Below are 24,398 nucleotides of genomic sequence, written 5' to 3'. Positions count from 1 at the left end.
CCCCTCGCAGCAGTGTAAAATGTAGTTACTTAATGCAAATACGTTCTTGTGTATATCCTTTATCAAGACCCTCTAGATATGAGGGGGTTGCATACTCCGTATTAAAATTCGTAGTACCACCTACGTAAAAACCTTTGGTTTGATTGCTATTCCAGTCCTTCTTCAAATTCTGGAAGGTAGCATTCTCAAATACTAAAAGCATACCACCAACATCAAGGCTCCCATTCAGTGTCCAATTACCGAAGGTTAAATCAGTTTTTGAAATTAGATTTTCACCAATCTTTATTACCGCATCAGATTGTATAGTATTTTTAAAAACTATATTTCCCTTTGATACTAATGAGCCTTTAATATTGAATGCTTTCTCGATAGTGCTATTAACAGTAAAATCTCCTTCCACAACCACGTTGCCAAGAACATTAAAATCAAAAACTGTATTTTCTAGTAGCAGATTCCCTTTTATATGAAAAGAGCCGCCCACTTGAAAATTTTTCTTAATGACATCATTAAAGATTAAGTTTTGATTTACAATTACATCTCCTGCGACGACAAAGCCATAAACTGTATTTTTGATTTGAAGGAGTCCTTTCACTTTCAAGGATCCCCCAAATAAGAACAATCCTGCCACACCATCTCTTGACTCTGCAACAGGATTGGTGAAGAGCATCCCGCCTTGAACAACAACATCCTTTTTCACATCAAAGCTCGTAATTCCGTTCGTTGCTTTTATACTTCCCTTTACAACCATACCACCGTTGACATGCCATCTTAGCACGGTGTTATTATATTCGACGTCCCCATTCACAATAATGTCTCCTGTGACAATGAGGTTGTTCAGTGAATTTTTTACAACTAAATTCCCGCCCACGATCAAGTCGCCATCGATAATGATCGTGTCATTCGTTCCTCCTTCTCCTATGACTACATTCCCTTTAACAAGAACATTTTTCTTGAAAGTAATCGAACTCAATTTATTGATTTGTTTAAATGTCAAATTCCCTCCGACACGAACGTCTCCGTCAAATTGAACTTTTGCATCAACGATATCCTTGAAATACAAATTTCCAGTTGCCTCAATAGAATTTCCGTCACTATTGGAATTAATGACAATATCATTTGTAATTGTAGAGTTTTTCACTTCGCCGATATTAATAGTTCCCGCATTAACAATCGCTGGTCCTGATTGTTTTTTATAAAGTTCACTTGATGTGACGTTATTGTCCAATGCTGCGACGTCACTGAATCGATTATCCGTGAATACATTCTGGAATGCGTCAGAAATGACATTTGAAGAATGATTGATATAATAATCTGCTGTTGGAGCAAACCAAGCTTGAAACTGAGCATCCGTATATTCATTTAAAATATGCGACGTCGGCAGCGCTTGTCCCGTTGCAGGTAATATGTAGCATGCTGCAAAAATTTTATTGTTTTTATTATCCTTATTATCTGTTGTATTGTTACTATTTTTCATAATCACCTTATTGCCAGTTGAAGGGACCGGCGGGGTTGGTGATGGTGTAGGACCTGGAGTTGGAGTTGGTACAACGACGATCGGAGGAGCGGTAGGTACATGAAGCGGAACTAAATTATACTTTAGTTTGCTTGCACGAACCTGATTTCCGTTTCCGTAATTTGCTTTAAAGACTACAGCAATCGGCTTATTATGGCTGTCATTCACAATTTCCGCTTGAACGTTTAATTGGTCCATTCCATTGACAATCTTAACCAAACGATTGATGTTTAGCAAAGTATTGTTCGTTTCATCAATCTGTTTCATATCCTCATACATTCTAGCGAACACGGTCATACCTGAATGAGCATCCGTGAAAGACTTCTCTGAATTTGCGTTTGTTTTGGCTTGCAGCAATCCGATACTCGTACTCATAGCAAGCGAAGCTATTACAATGGAAATCATAACTATGAATCCAAAAACAAGCATTAACGTTCCGCCTTTTTCAGACTGAAAAGATTTAATCATTGCCTTTTCCCCCTTGAACATATTATTCTATGAGTAAATCGATCCGACTACTTAACTATAAGGGAGCTGCCCGATGCGCAATCAAAAAGGACTAACATTAATAGAAGTTTTGGGCTCCATCGTCTTATTAGGCATCGCAGTTCTAGGCATCACATTCATTTTGCAGCAAACCACATTAGATACCAAGTCAAATGAAAAATCAGATGAAGCTGTTGTTGTTGCTAGAAATGTTATGGAAGAAATCAAAAACAAACTAAGAACGAACGTTGTACAAACTTCTGTGTATGGACAAGCGATTTCACTAGAAAATCTGCGCAATCTTTCATCAACCACCATTTATTATCCGGATGCTGCTGATCGGCGGTATGAACTGCAGATTCAATCATATACAGCATCGTTAGGAACGGTATCTCTTACAGATACAGCAATATCCGATTTAGACTCCATTTTCCGCCGAGTTACTGTCAATTGTATTGAGGTCTCTTCTTCCAAAAAATTCGAATTAGAAGCGTATGTTGAATACCAATAATATCGATTGAGGTGAACAGAATGAGATATTTTCTAAAAAATGAAAAAGGATTGACGCTTGTTGAAGTAACTGCCGTTCTTGTTCTTTCGGTCATTATTTTAGGCTTCTTAATCTACCTGCTAAACTATTCAAATATGAGTCTAAATCAGGTATCAGCTAGAGAGAAAACACTCCAACAGCAAAGGGATATCATGAGCCAGGTTGTGAAAACAGTCCGTAAAGGCTATTCGCCAGCGCCGCTTGAGAGTAAATCTAGCAATTTGCGACTTGTTAGTTCAGATAACGATGAGGCAGTCGATTACACTTATGATAGCTCTTCAAAAACACTTCATGTCTCTTATAAACCGATTGTTGAGAACGTTGTATCCGCAACCCCAACTTCAAGCTTCACATTCTCTGATCATGTAGAAAATATTCTATTTGATGCCAAAGACGGTCGAATAGAGATTACTCTTGAGATGAAGCTGCCAAACGATTCGATCAAAAAAACATCAACCGTTGTCTATACCACTCAGCGAATCAGCTAAAACTGCAGCAAAGATAAATACCATCCAATCAAGCCGTTCCCCCAATAATAAGCTGCTAACGCACCTGCAGCGATATAGGGTCCGAACGGTATCGTTTTGCCTCTGGACTGAGCCCCTGTTGCAATTAAAGTAAGCCCTCCGATTAATCCAAATAAACTGGCGAGAAACAAACTGAGCAAGGTGAGCTTAACTCCTAAGATCAAACCTATGAACACATAAAGCTTGACGTCTCCGCCACCCATCGTTTCTTTCTTCAACACCTTATTTCCAATGATGCCTATGATTAACAATGCCCCGCTGCCAACAAAAGCAGCGATGCCATAATTCAATATCGGAAGCGAATGAACGAATAGTCGAATGCATACTGCTCCGACCACACCAACCGCCACCACTTTATTTGGAATAATCATATCGGTAATATCTGTTTGTACGATGATAACTAAAATACTTATGAAGAACAGAGCAGCGAGCAGTTCAAGCTTCCAGCCTATGTAATAAGCAGCATGAGCAAACAGAACGGTCGTTATAAGATCGCCGACGGGGTATCGCCACACAATTAGATTTTTACTTACTGTGCTCTTGAACGTCGAGATTAGTACTGATAGCAATGGCACTGTAGCATACCATTTCGGATTTACTTGATTGTTTAGTTCGTATGTAGGTGGATAAACAGGAAGAAGCCGTTCATCCCAGCGGATAGCAACAGCGTTAAGGACACCGCTAAGAAGCAACCCAAAAAGCGCGAATGCGATAATAGCTGGTGTGGTCATTTTTATTACCCTTCTTTGCTTGAAAAAATTTATAGAAAGGCAACCTTGAGAGGTTGCCTTTCTATTGTGTATTCAATTATGGTGTATTATCTATAACAGTAATGGTCCACGTTCCGTTTGTAGCATGTGGAACTGCCTTCGCAGAATCAAATGTAGTAGCAGTGTTTTGCCAAACGACAGTTGAATTTAAGTAACCCGCTGATACTAGTTCTGCAATGGTTACAATTTTTTCTCCAGTTGTTTCTTCATCAATTACATACCTCAACATTGCTTCTTTAATCAAGTCTACAGAAGCCTCATCAGCTCTAGTTTTCGATTTTGAAATCGTCCCACCAATAGCCGGAATAGCAATCGCAGCAATAATTCCCACAATAACTAGTACCGCAAGCAACTCGATAAGCGTAAGACCCTTTTGATTCCGTTTCAATGCCATCAACATAAACATTCTCCTCTCAATTTTTAATTCATATTTAAAAAAAGTAAAACCAAGGAAGTGGTACGACGTATAACAGCTCTGAGCAAGGGGTACATCTATGCTCAGAAAGGATACCTCTAATTCCCCATAATGTAGAAACATCAATCTATAAATAGCTTTGCATCATCTTAAATGTTGGCATCATTACCGCCATAACGATGACACCTACTACTGCGGTTAGCAAAACAATCATAAGCGGCTCTAACAGCGCCTTGAGACGATCCGCCATCTGATCGACGTCTGACTCATAGAAATCTGCAACCTTATCCAGCATGTCCTCAGTTGAACCTGAACGCTCCCCGATAGCCATCATTTGAACAACCATTGGGGGAAAAAGATTGGATTGTTTAAGCGTTTCTGACATCGTTTCCCCACTTAGAACCTTTTCCCTAGTATCCAAAATCACCTTCCCCATTGCCTCATTTCCTACAACATTCGAGACGATAGACAAGCCTTGCATAAGCGGAATAGCAGCAGCTATAAGCGAACTAAACGTTCTTGAGAACCGGGCAATTGCTTGCTTATGCCATAATGTGCCGAATACTGGTATTTTGAGCAGCAAGTAGTCCACTTTTTGTCTGCCGGAAGCTGTACGCCTAAAAAGTTTCCATAATAAGCTAGGCACAAACATTGCCGCAATTACGATATACCAGAAGCTCTGCATAAATTCACTAACTGACATGACGATGCGCGTTGGCAATGGCAGCTTGATTCCCATTCCCGCAAAGCTGGTCACATACTGAGGAATAACAAAAAGCATCATGAAAATAACGACGAGAACCATCATTACGAGCATCACCGTTGGATAGACCATTGCTGACTTTACCTTTTCTCTTGTATTGCGCTCTTTCTCGAAGAAAACGGCCAACCGATGCAGCATCGTATCCAGATTTCCTGCCACTTCACCCGCCTGAACCATGCTGATAAATATAGGCGAGAATACGGTAGGGTATGCGGACACTGATTCAGAGAACTGCTTGCCGCCTCTCATCTCTTCAGCAATGGCTGCGAGAAGTTTGGATAAGGTTTTGCTATCAGTCTGTTCACTCAAAATTTGAACAGCCTCTACTAAACTAACACCAGCTTGATACAGAGTAGCCAGTTGCCTGCAAAAGACGTTAAATTGATCCATCTTGACTCGCGGCCCGCCAAACGTTATATCCTTATATAGCGTAGATTCGTTCGTATCTAATATATCCGTAACCCACAAGCCCTTCTCACTCAGTGCCTCGTGTGCGCGCTGCATCGTATTCGCCTCAAGAATTCCAATTGACTTCTTGCCACTGGAAGTAATCGCTTTGTACCGATATTTCGGCATTATACCCACTCCAATGAAACTCGAATGTTAAACTTATAGCTCACCGAATCCGAATAACGCTTCTCGGGCATCTTCTATTCTGACCTGACCCTGTTGCACAAGCTCGCGCAGCGCATACTCCATCGTCTGCATGCCAAGCGCCTTGCCTGTCTGCATAACTGAACGTATTTGGTAGATCTTCTCCGTTCGTATCAGATTGGAAACAGCGGGCGTATTAACGAGCACTTCAAAGGCAGCCGTCCTTCCTTGACCGTCTGACTTCGGCAATAGACGTTGCGAGATGACACCTAGTAAAACGGCTGCCAATTGAATTCGAATTTGCGCCTGCATCGCAGGCGGGAAAACATCAATAATACGATCAATCGTTTGCGGTGCGTCCGCAGTATGTAAGGTGCCAAATACGAGATGTCCGGTTTCCGCTGCACTAATTGCTGTACTTATCGTTTCTAAATCTCGCATCTCACCTACGAGTACAATATCAGGATCCTGTCGGAGCGCTGCTCGCAGGCCATCAGAGAAGGACGGCGTATCCAGACCAACTTCACGCTGATTGACCATCGATTTCTTATGATCATATATAAACTCTATTGGGTCCTCTAGTGTTATAATATGAGCATTTTCCGTTCGGTTCAGATGGTCGATGATGGATGCTAACGTGGTAGACTTCCCGCTTCCCGTAGGCCCAGTTACTAGTAGTAAACCTTGTGGTTTCTTCGCAAATTCAGACGCCATCCGCGGCAGCCGTAGCTCCTCCATAGAAGGAATTCGGCTGGGTACTATTCGAATAGCAAGTCCGACGCTGCCTCGCTGCTTATAGGCGTTTATTCTAAATCTAGCGAGTCCCGCAACCCCGTAAGAAAAGTCAACGTCACCATTTTGCTGAAGCGCAGTATACTGTTCTTCATTCATGAATTGCTTAGCGAGCTCAAGCGTATTAATCGGCTTTAACAACTCATCATTTATAGGTATTAATTCTCCGTGAATTCGGAATATGATGGGAGAATTAACTGTAATGTGAATATCAGATGCTTGTTTGGAATGAGCTAAGCGAAGCATTTCCTCTGCCTGCATGATCAGCCCTCCCCTTCTGGCAATAACTAACTAGCCTTTATTCTCCATGTCCTAGTACACGAAAAACTTCAGTAACCGTTGTAAGCCCTTCTGCTGCTTTCCGTAATCCATCCACCATGATCGGGATCATTCCTTGCTTGAGCGCATGTTCATAATACTCATTGTCAGATCGCTTAGAAATAATGAAGGAGCGAAGTTCATTATCTACAAACAGCACTTCATGAATTGCTAATCTGCCTTTATAGCCGGTACGACCACATTCTCCGCAGCCCGCACCTTTGTATAGATGATCCGTTCGGACGCCATAGTTTGTTATAAGTTCTAATTCCTTATCAATCGGCGTATATCTCTGCTTGCAATGCTTACAAATCCGTCTAACAAGCCGCTGTGCCACGATACAATTGACAGAAGACGAAATAAGAAAGGGCTCTACTCCCATATCTATTAATCTTGTAATTGAATTCACTGCGTTATTCGTATGTAATGTACTCAGAACCAGATGTCCAGTCATTGCGGCACGCACTGAAATTTCTGCTGTCTCTGTGTCTCGAATTTCCCCTAGCATTACGATGTTCGGGTCCTGCCGCAAAATAGCCCGTAATCCTCTCGCGAACGTCAAACCACTTGTAGGGTTAACCTGAACCTGATTTACACCTTCAAGCTGATATTCTACTGGGTCCTCTACAGTAATGATGTTCACATCTTCTTTGTTTAAATGGGCAAGAGCAGAATATAGCGTTGTAGACTTACCGCTTCCTGTCGGACCAGTTATAAGCACTACACCATAAGCCATTTCTATACTTTTGCGAAATACCTGCTCATTACGCTCAGATAATGCTAGTTTTGAGATATCCGCCAATGAATTTCCAAGATCCAATACTCGAATTACTACCTTCTCGCCATGAATCGTCGGCAATGTCGAAACCCGAACATCCACTTTTCGAAAATCGATATCCAGCTCTACTCGTCCATCTTGCGGAAGACGACGCTCTGCAACGTTCAAATTAGCCATAATCTTAATGCGGGCTACAATAATGCTATGCATATTTGGCGGGAGCGTTCGCTCCGTTCTCATCACACCGTCAACGCGGTAACGTATACGGAAGCTTCCGTCCTGTGGATCAAGATGAATATCACTCGCACCCAATTGTACAGCTTGTACAATAACTTGATTGACGGTTTTCACGACAGGAGAATTTTCATCCGAAATCGCGTGATCCTCGTCTATATCTTTTTGCTGCAAATTCTGACTGATCTGCTCGATTGTATCTTGAAGCCCATAATAACGGTTAATGGCACGTATAAGCTCATCTTTAGAAGCTATTACTGGCTCAATTCGAAGCCCAGTAGCAATTCGTATTTCATCAATTGCGAAGTAATCTAGCGGATCCGCCATAGCTAGAATCAGCTTATTGCCTTCCATGCGAAGTGGCATGACACAATGCTGGTCTGCCAGCTTCTGAGAGATAATTTGTATAATCTTAGGATCTATCTTCTGGCGATAGATTTGTACATGCGGTATGCCTAGCTGAAATTCCAACGCTTCAATAAATTGCTGTTGTGTTATGTAACCTTTTGAAATCAATACATCGCCAAGCCTAGTTTTTAGTTCCCTCTGCTGAATTAGAGCCTGTTGAAGCTGTTCTTCGTTGATCACGCCAGAGTCGACTAGCAAATCTCCTATTCGCTTACGGGAAACTGACATAATCCATCACCAACTATCAATAAATTTGATAAACTATTAAATCAACTGTAAATAATATGAAACTCATTTTATTAAAGCAAGTTTCATTAAGTATGTCAATGACTTTTGGCCTATAAAAAACATAATATATGAGTATAAATTCCTAATAAAAAAAACATTCGACACATTCGAGTAGGCTTAAAGATCCAAGATTTTATATTCTTGGTATAATCAAAGCAATTTTTGTTGATATCACTTTTTTCCAATACAATTCAAATGAAAATGTTTTGGAATTTTTAATATTCGAAATTAAATTTCATTAATTATAAGTAAAGTAATAAACAATTTACTTACCAGTGCTTTTTTTCTTCATTTACCTATGTTTGAGGAAATGATCATTACGGTTATGTTATAATTTTCTTATGGAACAATGGAAAAAAAATCTGATCGTGTTGTGGTTCGGACAGTTTCTCGTTATGGCTGGGATGACGATGATCATTCCGTTCCTGTCCCTCTATTTGCAATTTGATTTAGGTTTAACGGATAAGCATGAGATCGGTGTTTGGGCTGGGTTTATTTTTGCGGGGAACTTTGTGACGTCATTTATTTTTCAACCGATATGGGGTAAGATGGCGGACAAATACGGTCGCAAAATGATGCTGCTCCGCTCTGGTTTCGGCATGTCAATCGTTATGGTATTGATGGGTTTTGCCACAACCCCATGGCACTTGTTGCTGCTTCGAATGGTGAATGGGACAATATCTGGCTTCAACCCTGCCTCCATCGCCTTAATTTCCGCAACAACGCCAAAAAACCGGATGGGCTTCGCAATGGGAACGATCCAATCCGGAGGCATTGCCGGTACGATACTTGGACCATTCATTGGCGGCTTGCTCGCAGATTCGATTGGCTTCCGACCGATTTTCTATCTGACAGGAGCTTTGCTATTCGCAGCTTCGTTGCTTGCTTTATTCGTTGTAAAAGAACCCTTTGACCGGATGAAAGCTGCTGCTCGGATTCAAGCATCCGTCATCGAAGGCTTTCGGAAGCTAAGTGGGATTCCTCAGCTTACAGCGCTATTCGCCGTCACCTTCCTCATCCAATTCGCGATGATGAGTCCAATGACGCTTATTCCGCTTTATGTTCAGGAGCTGCATGGAACAACGGCTAACCTTGCTTTCTTTGCAGGTTTCGTCGGGTCAGTCACAGGCTTATCCAATCTCGTGTCATCTCCGCTGCTCGGTAAGCTTAGTGACCGAATTGGCGCGGAACGCGTACTAGGTGTAGCGCTTGTTGGTGCCTCGCTCGCCTTTATACCGCAAGCTTTGGCAGGCACTGTATGGCAATTGCTCATTGCTCGCTTTGTGCTTGGCATATTTCTCGGGGGGCTTATCCCAGCCGTAAACTCCCTTATTCGAAAATACACACCTGACGGCATGGAGAGCCGTTCCTACAGCTTTAACACCAGCACAATGAGTCTAGGCAACATGATTGGCCCGATCACGGGCGGTGCTCTCTCCGGTTGGATCGGCATTAAAGGTTTGTTTCTTGTATCAGCGGTCATGCTTATGATTAACGCTGGATGGGTATGGCAGTCGCTGCTCCGTAAGCGACCGCTGCCGAAACAGCAGGGCAAGGACGGCTGATCATGTTGCATTGAGACAGCAAAGGGTCATGAAGGAGAATGAGAATTCCTTCATGACCCTTTTATATTTAGTACTTTACTTTCATTGTGAGCACACATTACCACATGCAACTTCTAACTCTGGCGCTGGCTATTGCTTCCCTATATGCACACATATGCGCTTACAGCCTACTCGGAGCACTCCAAACACTCCAAATTCGCTCTGTAAGAACACATAGGTTCTTACAGCGCACAAATCAACGTTACTCATACCCTGTAAGCACTCATTTGCGCTTACAGCAGCAATCGTTCGATCCACACACGCCGACTTTACGCTGTAAGAACACATAGGTTCTTACAGCTTACAATTCTACTTTACTCAATCCCCATAAGCACACATTTGCGCTAACAGCAGCAATCATTCCCTCCACACACGCCAAATCCATTCTGAAAGAACACATCGCTACTTACAGCACACAAATCAACGTTACTCTCACCCTATAAGCACACATATGCGCTTACAGCACTCCAAATTCACTCTATAAGAACACATAAGTTCTTACAGCGTACAAATCAACGTTACTCCCACCCCGTAAGCACACATATGCGCTTACAGCCTACTCTGAGCACTCCAAACACTCCAAATTCACTCTGTAAGAACACATAGGTTCTTACAGCGTACAAATCAACGTTACTCACACCCTGTAAGCACACATATGCGCTTACAGCCTACTCGGAGCACTCCAAACACTCCAAATTCACTCTGTAAGAACACATAGGTTCCTACAGCATACAAATCAAAGTTACTCCTACCCTGTAAGCACACATTTGCGCTTACAGCAGCAATCGTTCGATCCACACACGCCGACTTTACGCTGTAAGAACACATAGGTTCTTACAGCGTACAAATCAACGTTACTCACACCCCATAAGCACACATTTGCGCTTACAGCCCACTCCGAGCACTTCCCACACTCCAAATTCACTCTGTAAGAAGATATAGCCTCTTACAGCACACAAATCTACGTTACTCACATCCCATAAGCACACATATGCGCTTATAGCCTCTTCCGAGCACTCCCAACCATCCTACCACCACTAAAAAACCAAGCCCTGATCCAATTTAGCATAATGCTGAATAGGATCAGGGCTTGGTCATAAAAATCTTACTTCACAATCGCTATCGCTAATCCATCGTATCCCGGCAGTATGGTGCTCTGCAAACGCTCGTCCGATGCGATGATTTCATTAAAGGAACGCACGGCACGAACCGCTGGGCCTTCCTTGGCCGGATCGATCGTTCTCCCGCGCAGCAAAATATTATCGCCTACAATAATCGCTCCAGGATTAGCTAGCGCAATCGCATAGTCCAGGTAGACGGGGTACCCTTCTTTATCTGCATCGATGAAAAAGAAATCTAATTTCCTGCCGGCAGATTTCAGCTCCGCAAGGCTTTGCTTCGCATCACCAACCATATATTCTACCTTATCTCCGAGTCCAGCAGCTTCCATATGTGCTTTGGCTAGATCAGCATAGTTTTGCAGCAGTTCAAGCGACACTAATTTACCGCCCTCTTGCAGGCCGCGTGCCAAGCAAATGCCGCTATAACCGCCTAGCGCTCCAATTTCAACGATACTTTGTGCTTTCGACAACGATACAAGCATCGTGAGCAGTCTGCCATAACCATCAGCAACAGATATATCCGGCATTCCGTTAGCCGCTATTCCTGCTTTTGTACGCTCAAGATCGGCATCTGCCCCGTAAAGCGAATCCACATATTGTTCATTTTGCAACGTCATTCTACTCTCTCCAATTTTACAATTTGTAAAAACAAGCTAGTTTGTCCTATACTTGATTGTATGTTTTTGTTCACGGGGTTACAAGCTTATGCTTTAGATATGAATCTAAGGTTACCAAGAATTAATGAAAAGAGAGTGTAAAATGGAAAAGTTACAGCTAATCGCAACTGCGCCGATGGGGCTTGAAGCGGTTGTTGCACGCGAATTGAAAGATCTAGGTTATACCGACCTTCAGGTAGAGAACGGACGCGTTAACTTCACAGGCGGTCCTATCGATATTTGCCGCACCAATCTTTGGCTGCGCACCGCAGGCAGAATCCTTATTAAAATGGGAGAATTCCCTGCTACAACATTCGATGAACTGTTTGAAGGCACAAAAGCACTCGATTGGCCGACATGGATACCAAATGACGGTGAATTCCCTGTAAATGGCCGCTCACAAAAATCACAGCTGACAAGTGTTCCTGCCTGCCAAAGTATCGTAAAAAAAGCTGTCGTTGATAAAATGTCTGATCGTTACGGTACCGAATGGTTTCCGGAAGACGGCGGACGTTATGTAATAGAAGTAACACTTATGAATGACCGCGCCATGCTGACGCTAGACACAACTGGCGATGGGTTGCATAAACGTGGATATCGCAAAGTAGCTACCGAGGCCCCAATTAGGGAGACTCTTGCCGCTGCTCTCGTTCAACTTAGCCGCTGGCGTCCTGAACGACCGTTGTATGACCCGTTTTGCGGTTCCGGTACGATATTAATTGAAGCAGCAATGATTGGCTGGAACATCGCACCTGGACTGCGCAGAAGCTTTAACAGCGAGGGCTGGCCGCTTATTCCGAATGAGCTGTGGGATGAAGCGCGCGATGAGGCATTCGATTTGGTAAAAGACGATATTCCGCTTCAAATTGCAGGCTCTGATATTGATCCAGGCGCAATTGAAATTGCAGAAGCTGCAATTAAGAAAGCTGGTTTCGGCAAAGAAATTAAGCTTACCGTTCAGCCTGTTGCAAAAGTAAAGCTTGAGGGAGATTACGGTGTAATTATTACAAACCCGCCATACGGTGAACGTCTTGGTGACGATGTACAAGCCGAAGCTGCACTGCGTCAGTTCGGATTGACTGCTCTCCATTATCCGACTTGGTCGTATTTCTCGATTAGCCCGTCAACAACAATTGAGCATTATTTCGGCCGTCCTGCGGATAAGAAGCGGAAGCTATTTAATGGACGCATCGAGTGTAATTACTTGCAATTTTTTGGCCCGCTTCCCCCTCGCGGAAATCGCTAGTAACGAAAGAGGAAGGATATTTTACAAATGTTAACTAATGAACAAACGCCTTTACGCCGCTTCATGAGCAAGATTCTGATAGGGCTCGAGCGGCTGAAGGCTGTTGACTTGCTTTTGTTTGTTGTTGTGATGATGGCGAAGGTTTATTTTTTCAATGTCATTCTTGATATAGCCAAAATGAAAATGACCGATAAAGATGCTCTAATCGAGCTCGGAGCCATTCTGTTATTCAGCTTTTGGACGATTTGGCTGCCTGCCCGTGGGCGGATCGTCGCACTAATCGTGCTGAACTTAATCGCATCTTTTGTTTTGTATGCCGATATTATTTATTATCGTTACTTTCAAGACTTGATTTCCGTCCCGATACTGCTTCAGTTCAGTCAAGTAGACTCCTTAGGCGAGAGTATTGGCACACTGCTTCGAGCGACGGATTTTATTTTGTTCCTTGATTGGATTGTAATCATTCCCTTTGCGATCTATGCGCTATGGCGTGGCCGTAGTGACCTTCGTCAAGCGAATGAATATCGTCATAAGCCTTCTGGCTTGCAAAAAGCGATCGTCCGCATCGTTCTAAGCGCTGTTATTTTTGTCATCGGCACATCGCTTGTTTTCACAAACGTAAATGAAGCGAAGCGTACGTGGGGACAAGGTATTTTGGTCGGCAACTGGTGGAATCTATCCATTTACAATATGACGGGAGCACTTGGCTTTCATGGCTATGATGTGTATCGGTATGTTAAACAACACTTGCTGGATGTTGAGACCGTTACTGCTGAGCAATTTTCGGATGCAAAAAACTGGATTCAAGAACGAGGCGACCAGCGGAAAGCGCTGGAGCAGGATGCTTTATTTGGCGCATATAAGGGCAGCAACGTTATTATGCTTCAACTCGAAGCGTTCCAAAATTTTATGGTCAATAAATCAATTGGCGGTCAAGAGATTACACCGAATTTGAACGATTTAATTGAGAAGAGCGCTTATTTCAGCCAGTTTTATCATCAAACCGCTCAAGGTAGAACCTCGGATGCTGATTTCACTGCAAACTGCTCGATGCAGCCAGTCACGAACGGCTCCGTTTTCATCCAATATGCACCAAACGAGTTCGATTGTATGCCCAGCACCTTAAAAGCAAACGATTACGGGACATCCGTCTTCCACTCTTATGAGGGTGGTTTTTGGAACCGAAATACGATGTATAAAAATATGCAATATGATCAGTTTTACAGCTTGAAACATTTTCAGCTTGATGAGAAAATCGGTTGGGCGCTCGGAGACAAGTCTTTCTTCCGACAATCGTTTGACGTTATTGCCGATCAAAAACGACCTTTTTACTCCTTTCTGATCACACTGTCCAGTCATTATCCGTTCACAATGCCGGAAGAGGAACATAAGCTTAGTCTAGGCGATCTGGATGGCACAATAATGGGGGATTACTTGCAATCGATTCATTATGTAGATGCCGCGCTCGGTGAACTGGTCGATCGAATGAAAGCAGAAGGTCTCTGGGATAATACGATTCTTGTCATGTACGGGGATCATGACAACTCGATCAATGACTGGTCATTATTCGAGACATTCCTTGGCAAGTCACTTAATGATTTAGAGCGTCAAATGATTGTGAAGCAGGTTCCTTTGCTCATCCATTTGCCGAAGAACGAGCATGCTGGAACGTATACGAATGTAGGTGGACAGCTCGATGTAACGCCAACCGTTATGCATCTGCTAGGCATCTCAACAGCCGATCAATATTTAATTGGAATGCCTCTGCTAACTGAGAAACCTCTCGCTTACAAAAAAGTCGTACAAAGAAATGGCGCCTTCACCGACGGCACCATCTACTATATGCCTTCGGCGGACGGTATTGCTGAGAATGGAAGCTGTTGGAGCATTCCGGAGAATTCATCCAAGCCTGTAAGCTCCTGCATAAGTGCCTTTGAAGACTCACGCACCGAGCTGAACATGTCGGATCAGATCATCATGAACGATCTAATTGCCGACTTCAAAGAGCAAGCCGCTACGGAAGCACGCAGAAGCAATGAGGTCGAAACGGTTGGACGTTAGACTTGGAATTTTGCAAAGGTGGTTTAAGGTGTTCATATTGAAATTCGAACGCTGCTAAACCAGCACTACCTCTCTTCAAGGCGCTGTTCCAAAAGTTATTCTCGGTAATTCCAACTCTACTTTGCAAGTTATAATGGATCAAAAAGAAGAACCTGCACTTCCACAATTTATAGTGGATTTGGAGGTTCTTTTGCGTGTTTAGGGGTTTAATTTACTTAGGCTTATTCTCTCTATACCACTCCCGATATTAAATGGAGAGTTGTTTGTCCACATCACTCAGCACACCAATAAAGGTATCTGCTGTAGTTTCTACAACAGATACCTTACATGACGACCATATTAACAGCCTACGCTGCAGTTTTGCGACAAAATTTATCATTTTCCTAAAGGATTGCTCAGGATCTAGCCAGTCTATTGCACAAACTGCAATCTGGAACCTCAAACCGCCTTTCCTATCTCATTCTATTGTACAAACTGCAATCTAGTCTCTAACTTAGCCCATTCTATTGCTGAGCTGAGAAGAGAGAAAGGTCCCTCTCTCGTATCTACTTTTTGTGCTCAGCCAGCCAGCTCAGCACATCGTCAATCGTTTTCACTGGTACAATGTTCAGATCAGGCGCCCCGCTTCGAGCATCTTCTTCCAGCTCTGCCGGCACAAAAAACACATCCGCATCTGTACGGCTGATGGCATAAGCCTTCTGCTTTATGCCGCCAATTAGGCCAATCGAGCCATCTGCTTCAATTGTGCCTGTACCCGCAACCTGATTGCCATACGTGACGCCGCCTGGTGTCAGCTGATCAATAATGGCTAACGTCAGCATCGCTCCATGAGACGGTCCGCCGATATGCGCCATGAAGCGCTTGTAATCGATGCTCAGAGGGATGTCGAGAAGCAGCTCCGTTTGCACCGATATGCCAAACACTGCTCGCTCAGGCGAGTCCGCTGATGCTTTTGTTGCGACCTCTACCTGAGTCTTAACGCCCGCCCTCCTCAGTGTAATCTGTACGGACTCGCCGGGCTTAACCGACTTCTCCATATAGGAAGTCATCTCACCAATGGATATAACGGCTTGCCCATTCATCTCATCGATAATATCACCTGCTTGCAGCTTCTGTTCTGCTGGACTGTCCTTTACGATTGCAATTATTCTAATTCCATCTGGCTTTATTCCGTCGCCAACGCCTGCTTTCTCCATGGCGACAGCTGCTGCAACACGATTAGCATCTGTTTTCATCAGAACGACTTGCGTATACGATTCCGTAAGCGGTGGCTCATTAGCTGGTATTTTCTCGAAGCTGTACATCGGCAGCAGCTTGGCATACAGCCAATCAGCCGGCACGGCTGGTCTCTCGAATACGAGAATCCCATTTATCGTTCCACCGCTATTTTCACTATTCTCTACATGCGCATAACGATTCATATTCAGCGTCATGCCCGGGTATGTAACACGGTAACCGGTAGGACAGAGCAAAACCAATAGAAGCACTATCGTAACCGTTAGAACGATCACCCCGCGCTTCGGCAGCCACAGAAGGCTTAGAAGCCTCATGAGAGCGTTTGAATGATTGCCTCCTACACTTGATGCCTTCGCCGCACGCGAACGCTCTAGCCCTTCACTGAGAAGCATATCCACAAATACAAGAGGTACAGCAGCAACTATGATGAGCAGCAGGTCATACAGTTTCTCTGGCGCAAATAGCACATAACCTGCTCCGATTACGCCTAGCCCAGCGATAAGAAGCCTTACTAGCTGTAGAACAAGCGTCCAGCCTCTTCTCTTTCGCTGCTGCCATACACTGAGCAAAGCACCTAGCGCCCAGCTAATCGGTACAATCGCCAGTATATTGAACAACCAATCAATCATTTCTATCCATTGCATTCCGCCTGATGTCTTAAGCGGAGCCGGCAGCCAAATAAGCTCTGCTGCAGCCAAACAGGCAAGCGCTAAGGCTAGTCCAAATATGTAATAACGTGCTGGCTTCAGCATTCTTTTCCCCCTAAGCTTTCTCTGACTAAGCATATGCACTTTCTCTTAGGATAAACAAAGGACCCGGGCGATCCACATCGCGGGGTCCTATTTCATTTGCAAATATTGACGTTCTTCCGAGTCGATGCCCCTGTCTCTCATCTCGCCCTTCTCCAAGCTTTGGATACGTTCAAGCCACTGCGCTGGAGGATGGTTCATACGGCGCGCGCGATCGAGCAGCTGTGCATATTGAGCACAATTGTCATAACCGCTGAGCTTACGTATAACCTGAATATATTCCACGACAAGCTCTCTCGCATCTGCTGTGGTGTAACCATATTCTGCAGCTAACGCCTCTGCAATTCCGCGCTCATATAAGCTTAATCTGACCTGTGTTCTCGCGTTCATGATACATCCACCTGCTTCCCGTATAAATATGGTAGCCGACAAGTTTCAAATGAGACTCCCACCGTTCCGAGCAAAAAACGACCTGATTGCCGAGCCGCAGCGAATCGAGCTTCCTGCCTTTGCGTGAAACTGTAATTTGTTCATAAAACCATTGCTCATCTTTCTTTAATTGTACTGCTTTATGTACGATTTTTCCAGTGTCATTGTCCGCCATAGGGCCGATGATGATGTCCGGATGAGCTTCGCATGGATCAGTTCCCTTAATTGCTGCCTTGCGGTGCGCAAAGATAAAGGACGCCCATGCATGCGAATCCGATAAAAACAATAGAGGCTCAACCTTCTCCGGTACCGAGGTCAGTTCTACGACAAGCACGCATGGACGACCGCCGTCCCATGACTCCTTTGCTGCCTTATGCGACCATTTGCGTGCTTGCTCAGCCGATATCGTCGTATAGAACCCTTCTCCAAAATCTTTCCCCGGTCGCCAATATGGCGAATTCAACAGTTTTTGCCCAAATGATTGTACCGTATCGCTTGTGGTTCCATGATATAACAGCTGAGGCGTCGTAATGTCCACGCTCGCACTCCTTTCGCTTGGCGCTTCGTATGTACAAAGACCCTACGAAATAAAGCTGTCGTAGGGTCTTGTCATGTGTGTCATCTTCTAAATGAAAATTTATTTCTTGATGTAAGGAAGGATCTTCTCGATGACCTCATCCTCTGAAGGTGCCTTAATGTACCGTCCATTAACAAATATGAATGCATAGCGGGCGCATGGCCCACAGTAAGACTTGCAGCCGACACGAACCTCTGTGTCTGGCGCCAGTTTTTGCAGCTTAGGCACAATCGATTTGATCTTCGTGTGCTTGCATTTATCACAAACCATTATATCGTTAGCCATTATTCATCGTCCTGTCTCAACCAAATACGGAAAAATACTAGTGATCACCGTGGTTGCCCTTGGTTGGATTCGTAATAGCAAAACCTTCTTCAGGCACGTAGAAATAGTCGATGCGAACGCCATCTAGAAAAGCATTGTCTTTCTCCAAAATAACGTCGATTCCTTTGTCTGTCGATACGACAACATCCTTCTCTGTTGGCTCATCGATACCCATGCCGTAATGGGCATGATCACCGTGCGAATGAGTCACGTAAATACGCAGTTTTTTACCTTCGTTTTCAGGCTTGTCCAGTTCTATTTGTAGAACCTTAGCGGCATTTTTTGAAATTCTGCAGTTCATCAATTATCCAGCTCCTTTTATCGTTAGGCTATGCGCCAATCATTGTTATTTTATATTATACTTGCTCTCCATTCTACGGGCAAACCATTCGGCAAGCAGCATGGTAACTGCGATATCGTCAATGGGCATGAACGGCAGCACGTCTGGCAAAACCCAGTAGAGAAAAACAGGCACGGAAAAAATCAGCTTGTCCAGCAGCGAAACATCCTTCGATCGAAGCAGCTGAAAAATGCGGACAAACGTGCGCTGCCAATGACGCAGCGACAGCAACTTACGCATGAAATCCCACCTTTGCTGACCTTTTCCGAATAGTATAGCATAAGCACGCCATAATTAACTACTAAGGGCCAGCGGCCGCTAAAGACGAAGCGCCTCTAGCAGCAGCGGCTGCAGCTCCACGTAAATATTGTCAAAATTGCTCATCGGCAGTGGATTTTCCCCATATCCCGCTTCCACTGTAAAACCCGGTCTGCGGAACTGATGAATAAACCAATCCTTATAGCCCGCATCGCTGCCCGTCAGCTTCACCGCTTCATATCCGCTCGCCTTGGCGAGCCTTTTGGCTAGCTGCTCTGCATTTGCCGGCTCATAATCCCGATAATTCCAATAAATTTCTCGCCCCTGCGTATGAAGCGCCAGAACCGCATCAAAGCTCAGCGTACTTGTGAAACGAGCCATTGCGTTCGCCTCTGGCTCACTTAGCGGATATGGTCCTGGATAGTCTCGTGGTCCAGGTCCCTCTATCCCTCTTCGCTTACATTCCTCTTCCCAAAACGCAGGAAATTGGTCATTTAAGTCAACGCCTCTAATATTGGCCTTCCAGCTGCTGAACTGATTGGAGCCACCATTCCATTCCATAAGCTGTCTATAATAAGGATGCGATGGCAATGCTCCATACTGCGCGAGCTCTACGCCGTCAGGATTTACCATCGGAACAGCCCATAAAGTCACCTCTCTGCACAGATCCGCTACTTGTTGTCCGCCGACCCGCTCGCCGCTGCAATAAGCTGCCGACAAATCGGCAACGAAACGCATAAGCAAAGCAGAGGTTATCCACTCATTTGCATGAAAAGAGCCGTTCATATGAATAAGACGCGGGCCGCTGCCGCACCGAAGTGCTAATAACGGCTTGCCCATCACGCTCTCCCCAATAACATGTACCGACAAAAATGAATATCTGCCTGATAGCTGTCGAACACCTTCCACTAAATCGAGATAACCATAAGTTTGTAAGGAATATATGATCATCGCCTCCAGCTGCATGAATTTGCTCCTATCATGCTATGCTTCGCCTTACCTGTCCTATGAAGCAATCGACAAAAAGAAGCCAGGCTTTGTTAAAGCCCAGCTTCAATTTAAATACTCCCTATCAATTAACTAATATTGGGTATTTGCCATACAACAGGCGCCAATTCAATTTGCTCGCCAAGCCATCGCTTAGCAATCGATTGAAACATCCGCGGATCGCCGCTGCAAAAAAACTGATGCACCAGTTCCTTCTCTCCACTAGCAAGCCGGTCATTGTCATTTAAAATCTTTCGAATCTCACGTGTCGTCTCACCCGCCGAGCTGATGAGATTAACGCTCTGACCCATCACCTCGGATATCGTTTCCGCTAGAAAAGGATAATGCGTGCAGCCAAGTATAAGCGTATCCATCGGAAAAAAACGCAAATGTCCGATCGAGCTCTTTACCGTTTCGAACGTTTCAAAGGAGTGGAAATTCCCCTTCTCCACTAACGGTACAAACCTCGGACACGCTTCGCTTATCACTTGCACCTGCGGAGACAGGTTCCTTAAGGCTTGCTCATATGCACCACTTTTTATTGTTCCCACTGTACCGATGACGCCAACATAGCCCGTAACTGTAATGGCGATTGCTGCTCTTGCACCGGGATCAATGACACCGACAACCGGGATATCGACTCTTGAGCGAATGTCTTCAAGTCCGGCGGCCGTTGCCGTGTTACATGCTATAACAATCATTTTCGGATTAAACTGAATTAAGTAATCGACAATTTCCCTTGTAAAACGAATAATCTCTTCTGAAGAACGCGGACCATAAGGGGTTCGAGCCGTGTCTCCAAAATAAAGGATTTTTTCTCGCGGCAGTTGGCGCATAACTTCCTTGGCAACGGTGAGGCCGCCAACGCCTGAGTCAAGTATTGCAATCGGTTGCTGCACAAACACACCGCTTTCCTAAACAAAGTGTAATGAATAGAGACAAAATAGCATATGAATACAGGCACAAAAACGTACCTACATCTTATCGACATTTCGGACAAGTCATATCAACACATCATGCCGAAAATCGGCTGCAGAATGCTTTTATATGTTGATTCTTTCAGAGCTGCAAGTCATCTATATTTTTTTATTGACAGTTTAAATGTACATCACTTAATATTTAAATACTTTAACTATTAATTACTAAAGGGATAAAGAAGGTGAAACGATATGCCCCCGCCAGATCAGGCCCCTGAACTCATCATTGAACGATTCCATCGTGCCATGACGACCACTCATCGCAGGCTTGGAGCACTCATTACGCAAAAGCTGGACAATGACTTGACTGCTCCCCAATGCTTTATTTTGGGCATCATCTCGAAGGATCAGAACATTACCGTAACCCGCTTAGCTGAGAAAATGGAAGTGAAGCCAAGCGCCATCACAGTCATGCTTGATCGGCTTGTAAACAATGGTTACGCTGAGCGCATCCATGACGTGAAAGATCGACGTGTTGTGCTCGTGCGCTGTACGGAAAAGGGAATTTCTGCTTTGCAGCGCATTAAGGGTGATATTGAAGCTTTGCTGAAGCATCATCTGCAAGAGATGGATACAACTGAGATGCTTCGATTCGTAGAAACATTTGAGAAAATAGCAGGTGAACTTTCGAAGGACGGTTCATAGGCCTTGGGCCGAGTCACCGACTCACTAACAGAATGACAGGAGACAGATTCACATGGAAAACACGAAACAAGCAGCAGCTCCGCTCGCTGCATCAGATTCCGGCAATAAGCGAGGCTTATTGATTATCGGATTGCTTATTGCGATGCTGTTCGCAGCTCTCGATGGAACCATTGTCGGCACCGCAATGCCAACTATCATTAGAGAAATGGGCGGCTTAGAGCTGATGGCATGGCTGACTACCGCATATATGCTCACATCAACAACCATCGTCCCGATTGCCGGCAAGCTGGCCGATTTACTCGGAAGAAAGCTCGTTTATGTTAGTGGTATTATTATTTTTATCATAGGTTCCGCTTTATGCGGCATGGCAGGAAACATTGAGCAGCTTATTATTTTCCGCGCGATTCAAGGTCTAGGCGGCGGTATTATGATGCCTATGGCCATGATCATTATCGGTGACCTTTTTACAGGTAAAGAGCGTGCCAAATGGCAGGGCGTTTTTGCTGCCGTATTCGGTCTTTCCTCGGTGCTTGGACCGCAAGTTGGCGGCTGGATCGTCGACGCTTGGAACTGGCGCTGGGTATTTTACATCAACCTGCCTGTCGGCGTGCTTGCAGCTATCTTTATTGCGATTGCCCTTAGCGGCAAAAAAGCAGAAGGTCCCGTCAAATTTGACTGGCCGGGTATTTTCACTATGGTTGTCGGCGTAGTCAGCTTATTGCTTGGCTTATCGCTTGGCGGCAGCGAATTTGATTGGCTTTCATGGCAAATCATCGGTTTGTTCGTGCTAGCAATTATCTCTCTCACGTTGTTTGTCCGCATCGAAGCAACGGCAGAAGAGCCTATTTTGCCAGTTAAGCTATTTAAAGATAGAACGTTCACGATGATTAACGGAATTGGTTTCTTTATGAGCCTTGGTATGTTCGGTGCCATTATGTTCGTCCCTCTCTTCATGCAATGGATCGTTGGCATTTCGGCTTCTGAATCAGGTACCGTCATGATGCCAATGATGATAACGATGATGATTTTCAGTGTGATCGGCGGACAAATCGTTTATAAGATCGGTGTACGCTTGCAGCTAGCGATTGGAATGATCATCGTAGCTGTATCCTTCTTCTTGCTTACAACACTGGATGTGACATCAACCAAACTTTCTGCATCTTCGTTCATGGTTATTTTGGGTATCGGGATTGGTCTTGTTATGCCGCTGCTCACGCTCGTCCTGCAGGAATCGTACCCCAAATCACAGCTTGGCGTTGTAACGTCTTCAAGTACGTTTTTCCGGCAAATCGGGGGCACGTTCGGCATGACCTTACTAGGTGCCATTATGAATATGCAATCAAGCAGCCATTTGAAGGAACGGTTAGTCCCGCTTCTCGGACAGCTGCCTGAGGATGCGAAGACATTCGCAGAACAAACCTCTGCAACGATCGCAACGAATCCGCAAGCGATTTACTCCACGCTGCTTGATCCGAAGATGATTGCACAATTTCCGAAAGAGCTAACCGATAAAATGGTGCCTGTCGTGAAGTCTACACTTATCGATTCCCTTCATATGGTGTTTTGGGTAGGGCTTGTGTTTATTTTGATCGGTACGGTACTTACTCTTCTGCTTAAGAATGTGAAGCTTATTCAACAGCCGAAGGATCAAAAAAAAGCCGCAGGTTCAGAAGCACAAATGAACCACATCTAACCGTTCTAAGAAGTAAACTAGTTTAATTTAAGCGCAAAAGGACCGTGAATGACTACGTTACGTAGCATTTCGGTCCTTTTTTTGTTGCTTCATCAAAAATACAACGCAAAGCGTGTGCCGCAACATTTTGCAAACGGTTTAGATCGTCTCGGATCGGGTACATACGTGTAGAAACCTATGCATCATCGTAATTCGACTGACAACCAAAAGGAGGACATTCAAATGACAAAAGTAAAATATCCGATCGGCCGTTTACAAGAAAAAGTCGCACTCATTACAGGGGCAGGCTCTGGAATCGGTAAAGCTGCCGCTATAAAATTTGCCAAGGAAGGCGCAAGCTTGGTCCTTCTTGATATTAAAGAAGCAGCAATGGAGCAAGTATGCCGCAGTGTCCGAGAATATAATGTGGATTGCTTGCCTATTGAAACCGATATATCCGACGAAATTCAGCTTGCAGACGCCTATCAACAGGCACGCGAACATTATGGACGACTCGACATTGTATTTGCCAATGCAGGCATTAACGGTGTACTCACACCGATAGAGCTGATGGACCTCGAAGATTGGAATACGACTCTTCAAGTCAATCTTACAGGCACATTCCTGACTGTAAAGCATGCTATCCCTTTACTAAAGGAAAAAGGAGGAAGCATCATCATCACCAGCTCTATTAACGGCAATCGGGTCTTCTCGAATATCGGCTTCAGCGCATACAGCAGCACGAAGGCTGGACAGGTCGCATTTGCCAAAATGGCTGCTCTGGAGCTTGCTCAGTTTAAAATTCGCGTTAACGCTATCTGCCCTGGCGCTATTGAAACGAACATCGAGGAAAATACCGAGCGTACGCCAGAACTGGAGAGCGTAATGATACCCGTCGAATATCCTGAGGGCAGTCAGCCGCTGGAAGATGGACCCGGCAGCCCAGCTCAAGTGGCCAAGCTGGCTTTGTTCCTCGCTTCTGATGACGCGAGCCATGTCTCAGGTACAACGGTATACATAGACGGAGCAGAATCCTTGCTGCGCGGATAGTAATTATAGAAGACCATATGATAAGGGGCG

Annotated in this window: 23 protein-coding genes; 8 read left to right on the top strand and 15 right to left on the bottom strand. The window is 44.5% G+C overall.

What is annotated here, in order from left to right; genetic code table 11:
- Window positions 1-25 precede the first annotated feature (25 nt).
- A complete protein-coding gene (locus AC787_RS07110) occupies window positions 26-1,981 on the bottom strand; it encodes a hypothetical protein (RefSeq protein ID WP_054024139.1) in 1,956 nt (651 codons plus the stop codon).
- A gap of 73 nt (window positions 1,982-2,054) precedes the next feature.
- On the opposite strand from AC787_RS07110, the gene AC787_RS07105 reads away from it, so the two are divergent.
- Both AC787_RS07105 and AC787_RS07100 read left to right on the top strand, forming a co-directional pair.
- Complete coding sequence (locus AC787_RS07105) at window positions 2,055-2,510, top strand: prepilin-type N-terminal cleavage/methylation domain-containing protein (RefSeq protein ID WP_054024138.1); 456 nt, start codon at window positions 2,055-2,057, stop codon at window positions 2,508-2,510.
- A 20-nt stretch (window positions 2,511-2,530) separates the two neighbouring features.
- Window positions 2,531-3,037: a type II secretion system protein J gene (locus AC787_RS07100; RefSeq protein ID WP_054024137.1), complete on the top strand. Its 507-nt coding sequence runs from the start codon at window positions 2,531-2,533 to the stop codon at window positions 3,035-3,037.
- Here AC787_RS07100 and AC787_RS07095 read toward each other — a convergent pair.
- From AC787_RS07095 to AC787_RS07075, 5 genes are all read right to left on the bottom strand, one after another.
- On the bottom strand, window positions 3,034-3,807 hold the full coding sequence (locus AC787_RS07095) for a prepilin peptidase (RefSeq protein WP_054024136.1): 774 nt from the start codon (window positions 3,805-3,807) through the stop codon (window positions 3,034-3,036). The two genes, AC787_RS07100 and AC787_RS07095, sit on opposite strands and share 4 nt — an antisense overlap.
- A 76-nt stretch (window positions 3,808-3,883) precedes the next feature.
- Window positions 3,884-4,246: a prepilin-type N-terminal cleavage/methylation domain-containing protein gene (locus AC787_RS35180; protein ID WP_054024135.1), complete on the bottom strand. Its 363-nt coding sequence runs from the start codon at window positions 4,244-4,246 to the stop codon at window positions 3,884-3,886.
- Window positions 4,247-4,388: 142 nt separating this feature from the next.
- Entirely contained in the window at window positions 4,389-5,600 is a 1,212-nt protein-coding gene (locus AC787_RS07085) for a type II secretion system F family protein (protein WP_054024134.1), read from the bottom strand.
- A gap of 33 nt (window positions 5,601-5,633) precedes the next feature.
- On the bottom strand, window positions 5,634-6,671 hold the full coding sequence (locus AC787_RS07080; RefSeq protein ID WP_054024133.1) for a type IV pilus twitching motility protein PilT: 1,038 nt from the start codon (window positions 6,669-6,671) through the stop codon (window positions 5,634-5,636).
- A 37-nt stretch (window positions 6,672-6,708) separates the two neighbouring features.
- Window positions 6,709-8,376 (bottom strand): GspE/PulE family protein, encoded by a 1,668-nt coding sequence (locus AC787_RS07075; protein ID WP_054024132.1) that lies wholly within the window; start codon window positions 8,374-8,376, stop codon window positions 6,709-6,711.
- 401 nt (window positions 8,377-8,777) lie between these two features.
- On the opposite strand from AC787_RS07075, the gene AC787_RS07070 reads away from it, so the two are divergent.
- A complete protein-coding gene (locus AC787_RS07070) occupies window positions 8,778-10,001 on the top strand; it encodes an MFS transporter (RefSeq protein WP_054024131.1) in 1,224 nt (407 codons plus the stop codon).
- A 1,144-nt stretch (window positions 10,002-11,145) separates the two neighbouring features.
- On the opposite strand, the gene AC787_RS07065 is transcribed toward AC787_RS07070, so the two are convergent.
- Window positions 11,146-11,778, bottom strand: a complete 633-nt coding sequence (locus tag AC787_RS07065; protein ID WP_054024130.1) for an O-methyltransferase — start codon at window positions 11,776-11,778, stop codon at window positions 11,146-11,148.
- A gap of 142 nt (window positions 11,779-11,920) precedes the next feature.
- Between AC787_RS07065 and AC787_RS07060 the strand changes: the two genes are divergently transcribed.
- Window positions 11,921-13,063, top strand: coding sequence for a THUMP domain-containing class I SAM-dependent RNA methyltransferase (locus AC787_RS07060; RefSeq protein ID WP_054024129.1), 1,143 nt, complete (start codon window positions 11,921-11,923; stop codon window positions 13,061-13,063).
- Between the two features lie 27 nt (window positions 13,064-13,090).
- Window positions 13,091-15,124 carry an LTA synthase family protein gene (locus AC787_RS07055; protein ID WP_054024128.1) on the top strand — a complete coding sequence of 678 codons (2,034 nt, stop codon included), beginning with the start codon at window positions 13,091-13,093 and terminating at the stop codon, window positions 15,122-15,124.
- 545 nt (window positions 15,125-15,669) lie between these two features.
- Here the strand turns inward: AC787_RS07055 and AC787_RS07050 are convergent.
- The 8 genes from AC787_RS07050 to racE all read right to left on the bottom strand — a co-directional run bounded on the left by AC787_RS07050 (window position 15,670) and on the right by racE (window position 20,923).
- Window positions 15,670-17,112: a PDZ domain-containing protein gene (locus AC787_RS07050; RefSeq protein ID WP_054024127.1), complete on the bottom strand. Its 1,443-nt coding sequence runs from the start codon at window positions 17,110-17,112 to the stop codon at window positions 15,670-15,672.
- An 87-nt stretch (window positions 17,113-17,199) separates the two neighbouring features.
- Complete coding sequence (locus AC787_RS07045) at window positions 17,200-17,499, bottom strand: hypothetical protein (RefSeq protein ID WP_054024126.1); 300 nt, start codon at window positions 17,497-17,499, stop codon at window positions 17,200-17,202.
- Entirely contained in the window at window positions 17,462-18,076 is a 615-nt protein-coding gene (locus tag AC787_RS07040; RefSeq protein WP_054024125.1) for a DUF3990 domain-containing protein, read from the bottom strand. The genes AC787_RS07045 and AC787_RS07040 overlap by 38 nt, the downstream gene beginning before the upstream one ends.
- A gap of 99 nt (window positions 18,077-18,175) precedes the next feature.
- Window positions 18,176-18,400 (bottom strand): DUF1450 domain-containing protein, encoded by a 225-nt coding sequence (locus tag AC787_RS07035; protein WP_054024124.1) that lies wholly within the window; start codon window positions 18,398-18,400, stop codon window positions 18,176-18,178.
- Window positions 18,401-18,437: 37 nt separating this feature from the next.
- On the bottom strand, window positions 18,438-18,740 hold the full coding sequence (locus tag AC787_RS07030; protein ID WP_054024123.1) for a heme biosynthesis protein HemY: 303 nt from the start codon (window positions 18,738-18,740) through the stop codon (window positions 18,438-18,440).
- 45 nt (window positions 18,741-18,785) lie between these two features.
- On the bottom strand, window positions 18,786-19,019 hold the full coding sequence (locus AC787_RS07025; protein WP_054024122.1) for a hypothetical protein: 234 nt from the start codon (window positions 19,017-19,019) through the stop codon (window positions 18,786-18,788).
- Window positions 19,020-19,097: 78 nt separating this feature from the next.
- Complete coding sequence (locus AC787_RS07020) at window positions 19,098-20,003, bottom strand: M14 family metallocarboxypeptidase (RefSeq protein ID WP_082360658.1); 906 nt, start codon at window positions 20,001-20,003, stop codon at window positions 19,098-19,100.
- Between the two features lie 110 nt (window positions 20,004-20,113).
- Window positions 20,114-20,923: a glutamate racemase gene (racE, locus tag AC787_RS07015; protein ID WP_054024121.1), complete on the bottom strand. Its 810-nt coding sequence runs from the start codon at window positions 20,921-20,923 to the stop codon at window positions 20,114-20,116.
- A 270-nt stretch (window positions 20,924-21,193) separates the two neighbouring features.
- Between racE and AC787_RS07010 the strand changes: the two genes are divergently transcribed.
- From AC787_RS07010 to AC787_RS07000, 3 genes are all read left to right on the top strand, one after another.
- Window positions 21,194-21,646: a MarR family winged helix-turn-helix transcriptional regulator gene (locus tag AC787_RS07010; RefSeq protein WP_054024120.1), complete on the top strand. Its 453-nt coding sequence runs from the start codon at window positions 21,194-21,196 to the stop codon at window positions 21,644-21,646.
- Window positions 21,647-21,698: 52 nt separating this feature from the next.
- Complete coding sequence (locus AC787_RS07005; RefSeq protein WP_054024119.1) at window positions 21,699-23,339, top strand: MDR family MFS transporter; 1,641 nt, start codon at window positions 21,699-21,701, stop codon at window positions 23,337-23,339.
- Between the two features lie 222 nt (window positions 23,340-23,561).
- Window positions 23,562-24,368, top strand: coding sequence for an SDR family oxidoreductase (locus tag AC787_RS07000; RefSeq protein WP_054024118.1), 807 nt, complete (start codon window positions 23,562-23,564; stop codon window positions 24,366-24,368).
- Window positions 24,369-24,398 lie beyond the last annotated feature (30 nt).

Origin of the sequence: Bacillus sp. FJAT-28004 (genome assembly GCF_001280845.1) — a bacterium.
Classification (GTDB): domain Bacteria; phylum Bacillota; class Bacilli; order Paenibacillales; family Paenibacillaceae; genus Pristimantibacillus.
Note: the sequence above shows the minus strand (reverse complement) of the source record. Positions and strands in the feature narration are given on the sequence as shown.

Coding starts and splice junctions, on each gene's coding strand:
- AC787_RS07110 (WP_054024139.1), bottom strand. CDS start 1,981: ATGATTAAATCTTTTCAGTCTGAAAAAGGCGGAACGTTAATGCTTGTT.
- AC787_RS07105 (WP_054024138.1), top strand. CDS start 2,055: ATGCGCAATCAAAAAGGACTAACATTAATAGAAGTTTTGGGCTCCATC.
- AC787_RS07100 (WP_054024137.1), top strand. CDS start 2,531: ATGAGATATTTTCTAAAAAATGAAAAAGGATTGACGCTTGTTGAAGTA.
- AC787_RS07095 (WP_054024136.1), bottom strand. CDS start 3,807: ATGACCACACCAGCTATTATCGCATTCGCGCTTTTTGGGTTGCTTCTT.
- AC787_RS35180 (WP_054024135.1), bottom strand. CDS start 4,246: ATGTTGATGGCATTGAAACGGAATCAAAAGGGTCTTACGCTTATCGAG.
- AC787_RS07085 (WP_054024134.1), bottom strand. CDS start 5,600: ATGCCGAAATATCGGTACAAAGCGATTACTTCCAGTGGCAAGAAGTCA.
- AC787_RS07080 (WP_054024133.1), bottom strand. CDS start 6,671: ATGCAGGCAGAGGAAATGCTTCGCTTAGCTCATTCCAAACAAGCATCT.
- AC787_RS07075 (WP_054024132.1), bottom strand. CDS start 8,376: ATGTCAGTTTCCCGTAAGCGAATAGGAGATTTGCTAGTCGACTCTGGC.
- AC787_RS07070 (WP_054024131.1), top strand. CDS start 8,778: ATGGAACAATGGAAAAAAAATCTGATCGTGTTGTGGTTCGGACAGTTT.
- AC787_RS07065 (WP_054024130.1), bottom strand. CDS start 11,778: ATGACGTTGCAAAATGAACAATATGTGGATTCGCTTTACGGGGCAGAT.
- AC787_RS07060 (WP_054024129.1), top strand. CDS start 11,921: ATGGAAAAGTTACAGCTAATCGCAACTGCGCCGATGGGGCTTGAAGCG.
- AC787_RS07055 (WP_054024128.1), top strand. CDS start 13,091: ATGTTAACTAATGAACAAACGCCTTTACGCCGCTTCATGAGCAAGATT.
- AC787_RS07050 (WP_054024127.1), bottom strand. CDS start 17,112: ATGCTGAAGCCAGCACGTTATTACATATTTGGACTAGCCTTAGCGCTT.
- AC787_RS07045 (WP_054024126.1), bottom strand. CDS start 17,499: ATGAACGCGAGAACACAGGTCAGATTAAGCTTATATGAGCGCGGAATT.
- AC787_RS07035 (WP_054024124.1), bottom strand. CDS start 18,400: ATGGCTAACGATATAATGGTTTGTGATAAATGCAAGCACACGAAGATC.
- AC787_RS07030 (WP_054024123.1), bottom strand. CDS start 18,740: ATGAACTGCAGAATTTCAAAAAATGCCGCTAAGGTTCTACAAATAGAA.
- AC787_RS07025 (WP_054024122.1), bottom strand. CDS start 19,019: ATGCGTAAGTTGCTGTCGCTGCGTCATTGGCAGCGCACGTTTGTCCGC.
- AC787_RS07020 (WP_082360658.1), bottom strand. CDS start 20,003: ATGCAGCTGGAGGCGATGATCATATATTCCTTACAAACTTATGGTTAT.
- AC787_RS07010 (WP_054024120.1), top strand. CDS start 21,194: ATGCCCCCGCCAGATCAGGCCCCTGAACTCATCATTGAACGATTCCAT.
- AC787_RS07005 (WP_054024119.1), top strand. CDS start 21,699: ATGGAAAACACGAAACAAGCAGCAGCTCCGCTCGCTGCATCAGATTCC.
- AC787_RS07000 (WP_054024118.1), top strand. CDS start 23,562: ATGACAAAAGTAAAATATCCGATCGGCCGTTTACAAGAAAAAGTCGCA.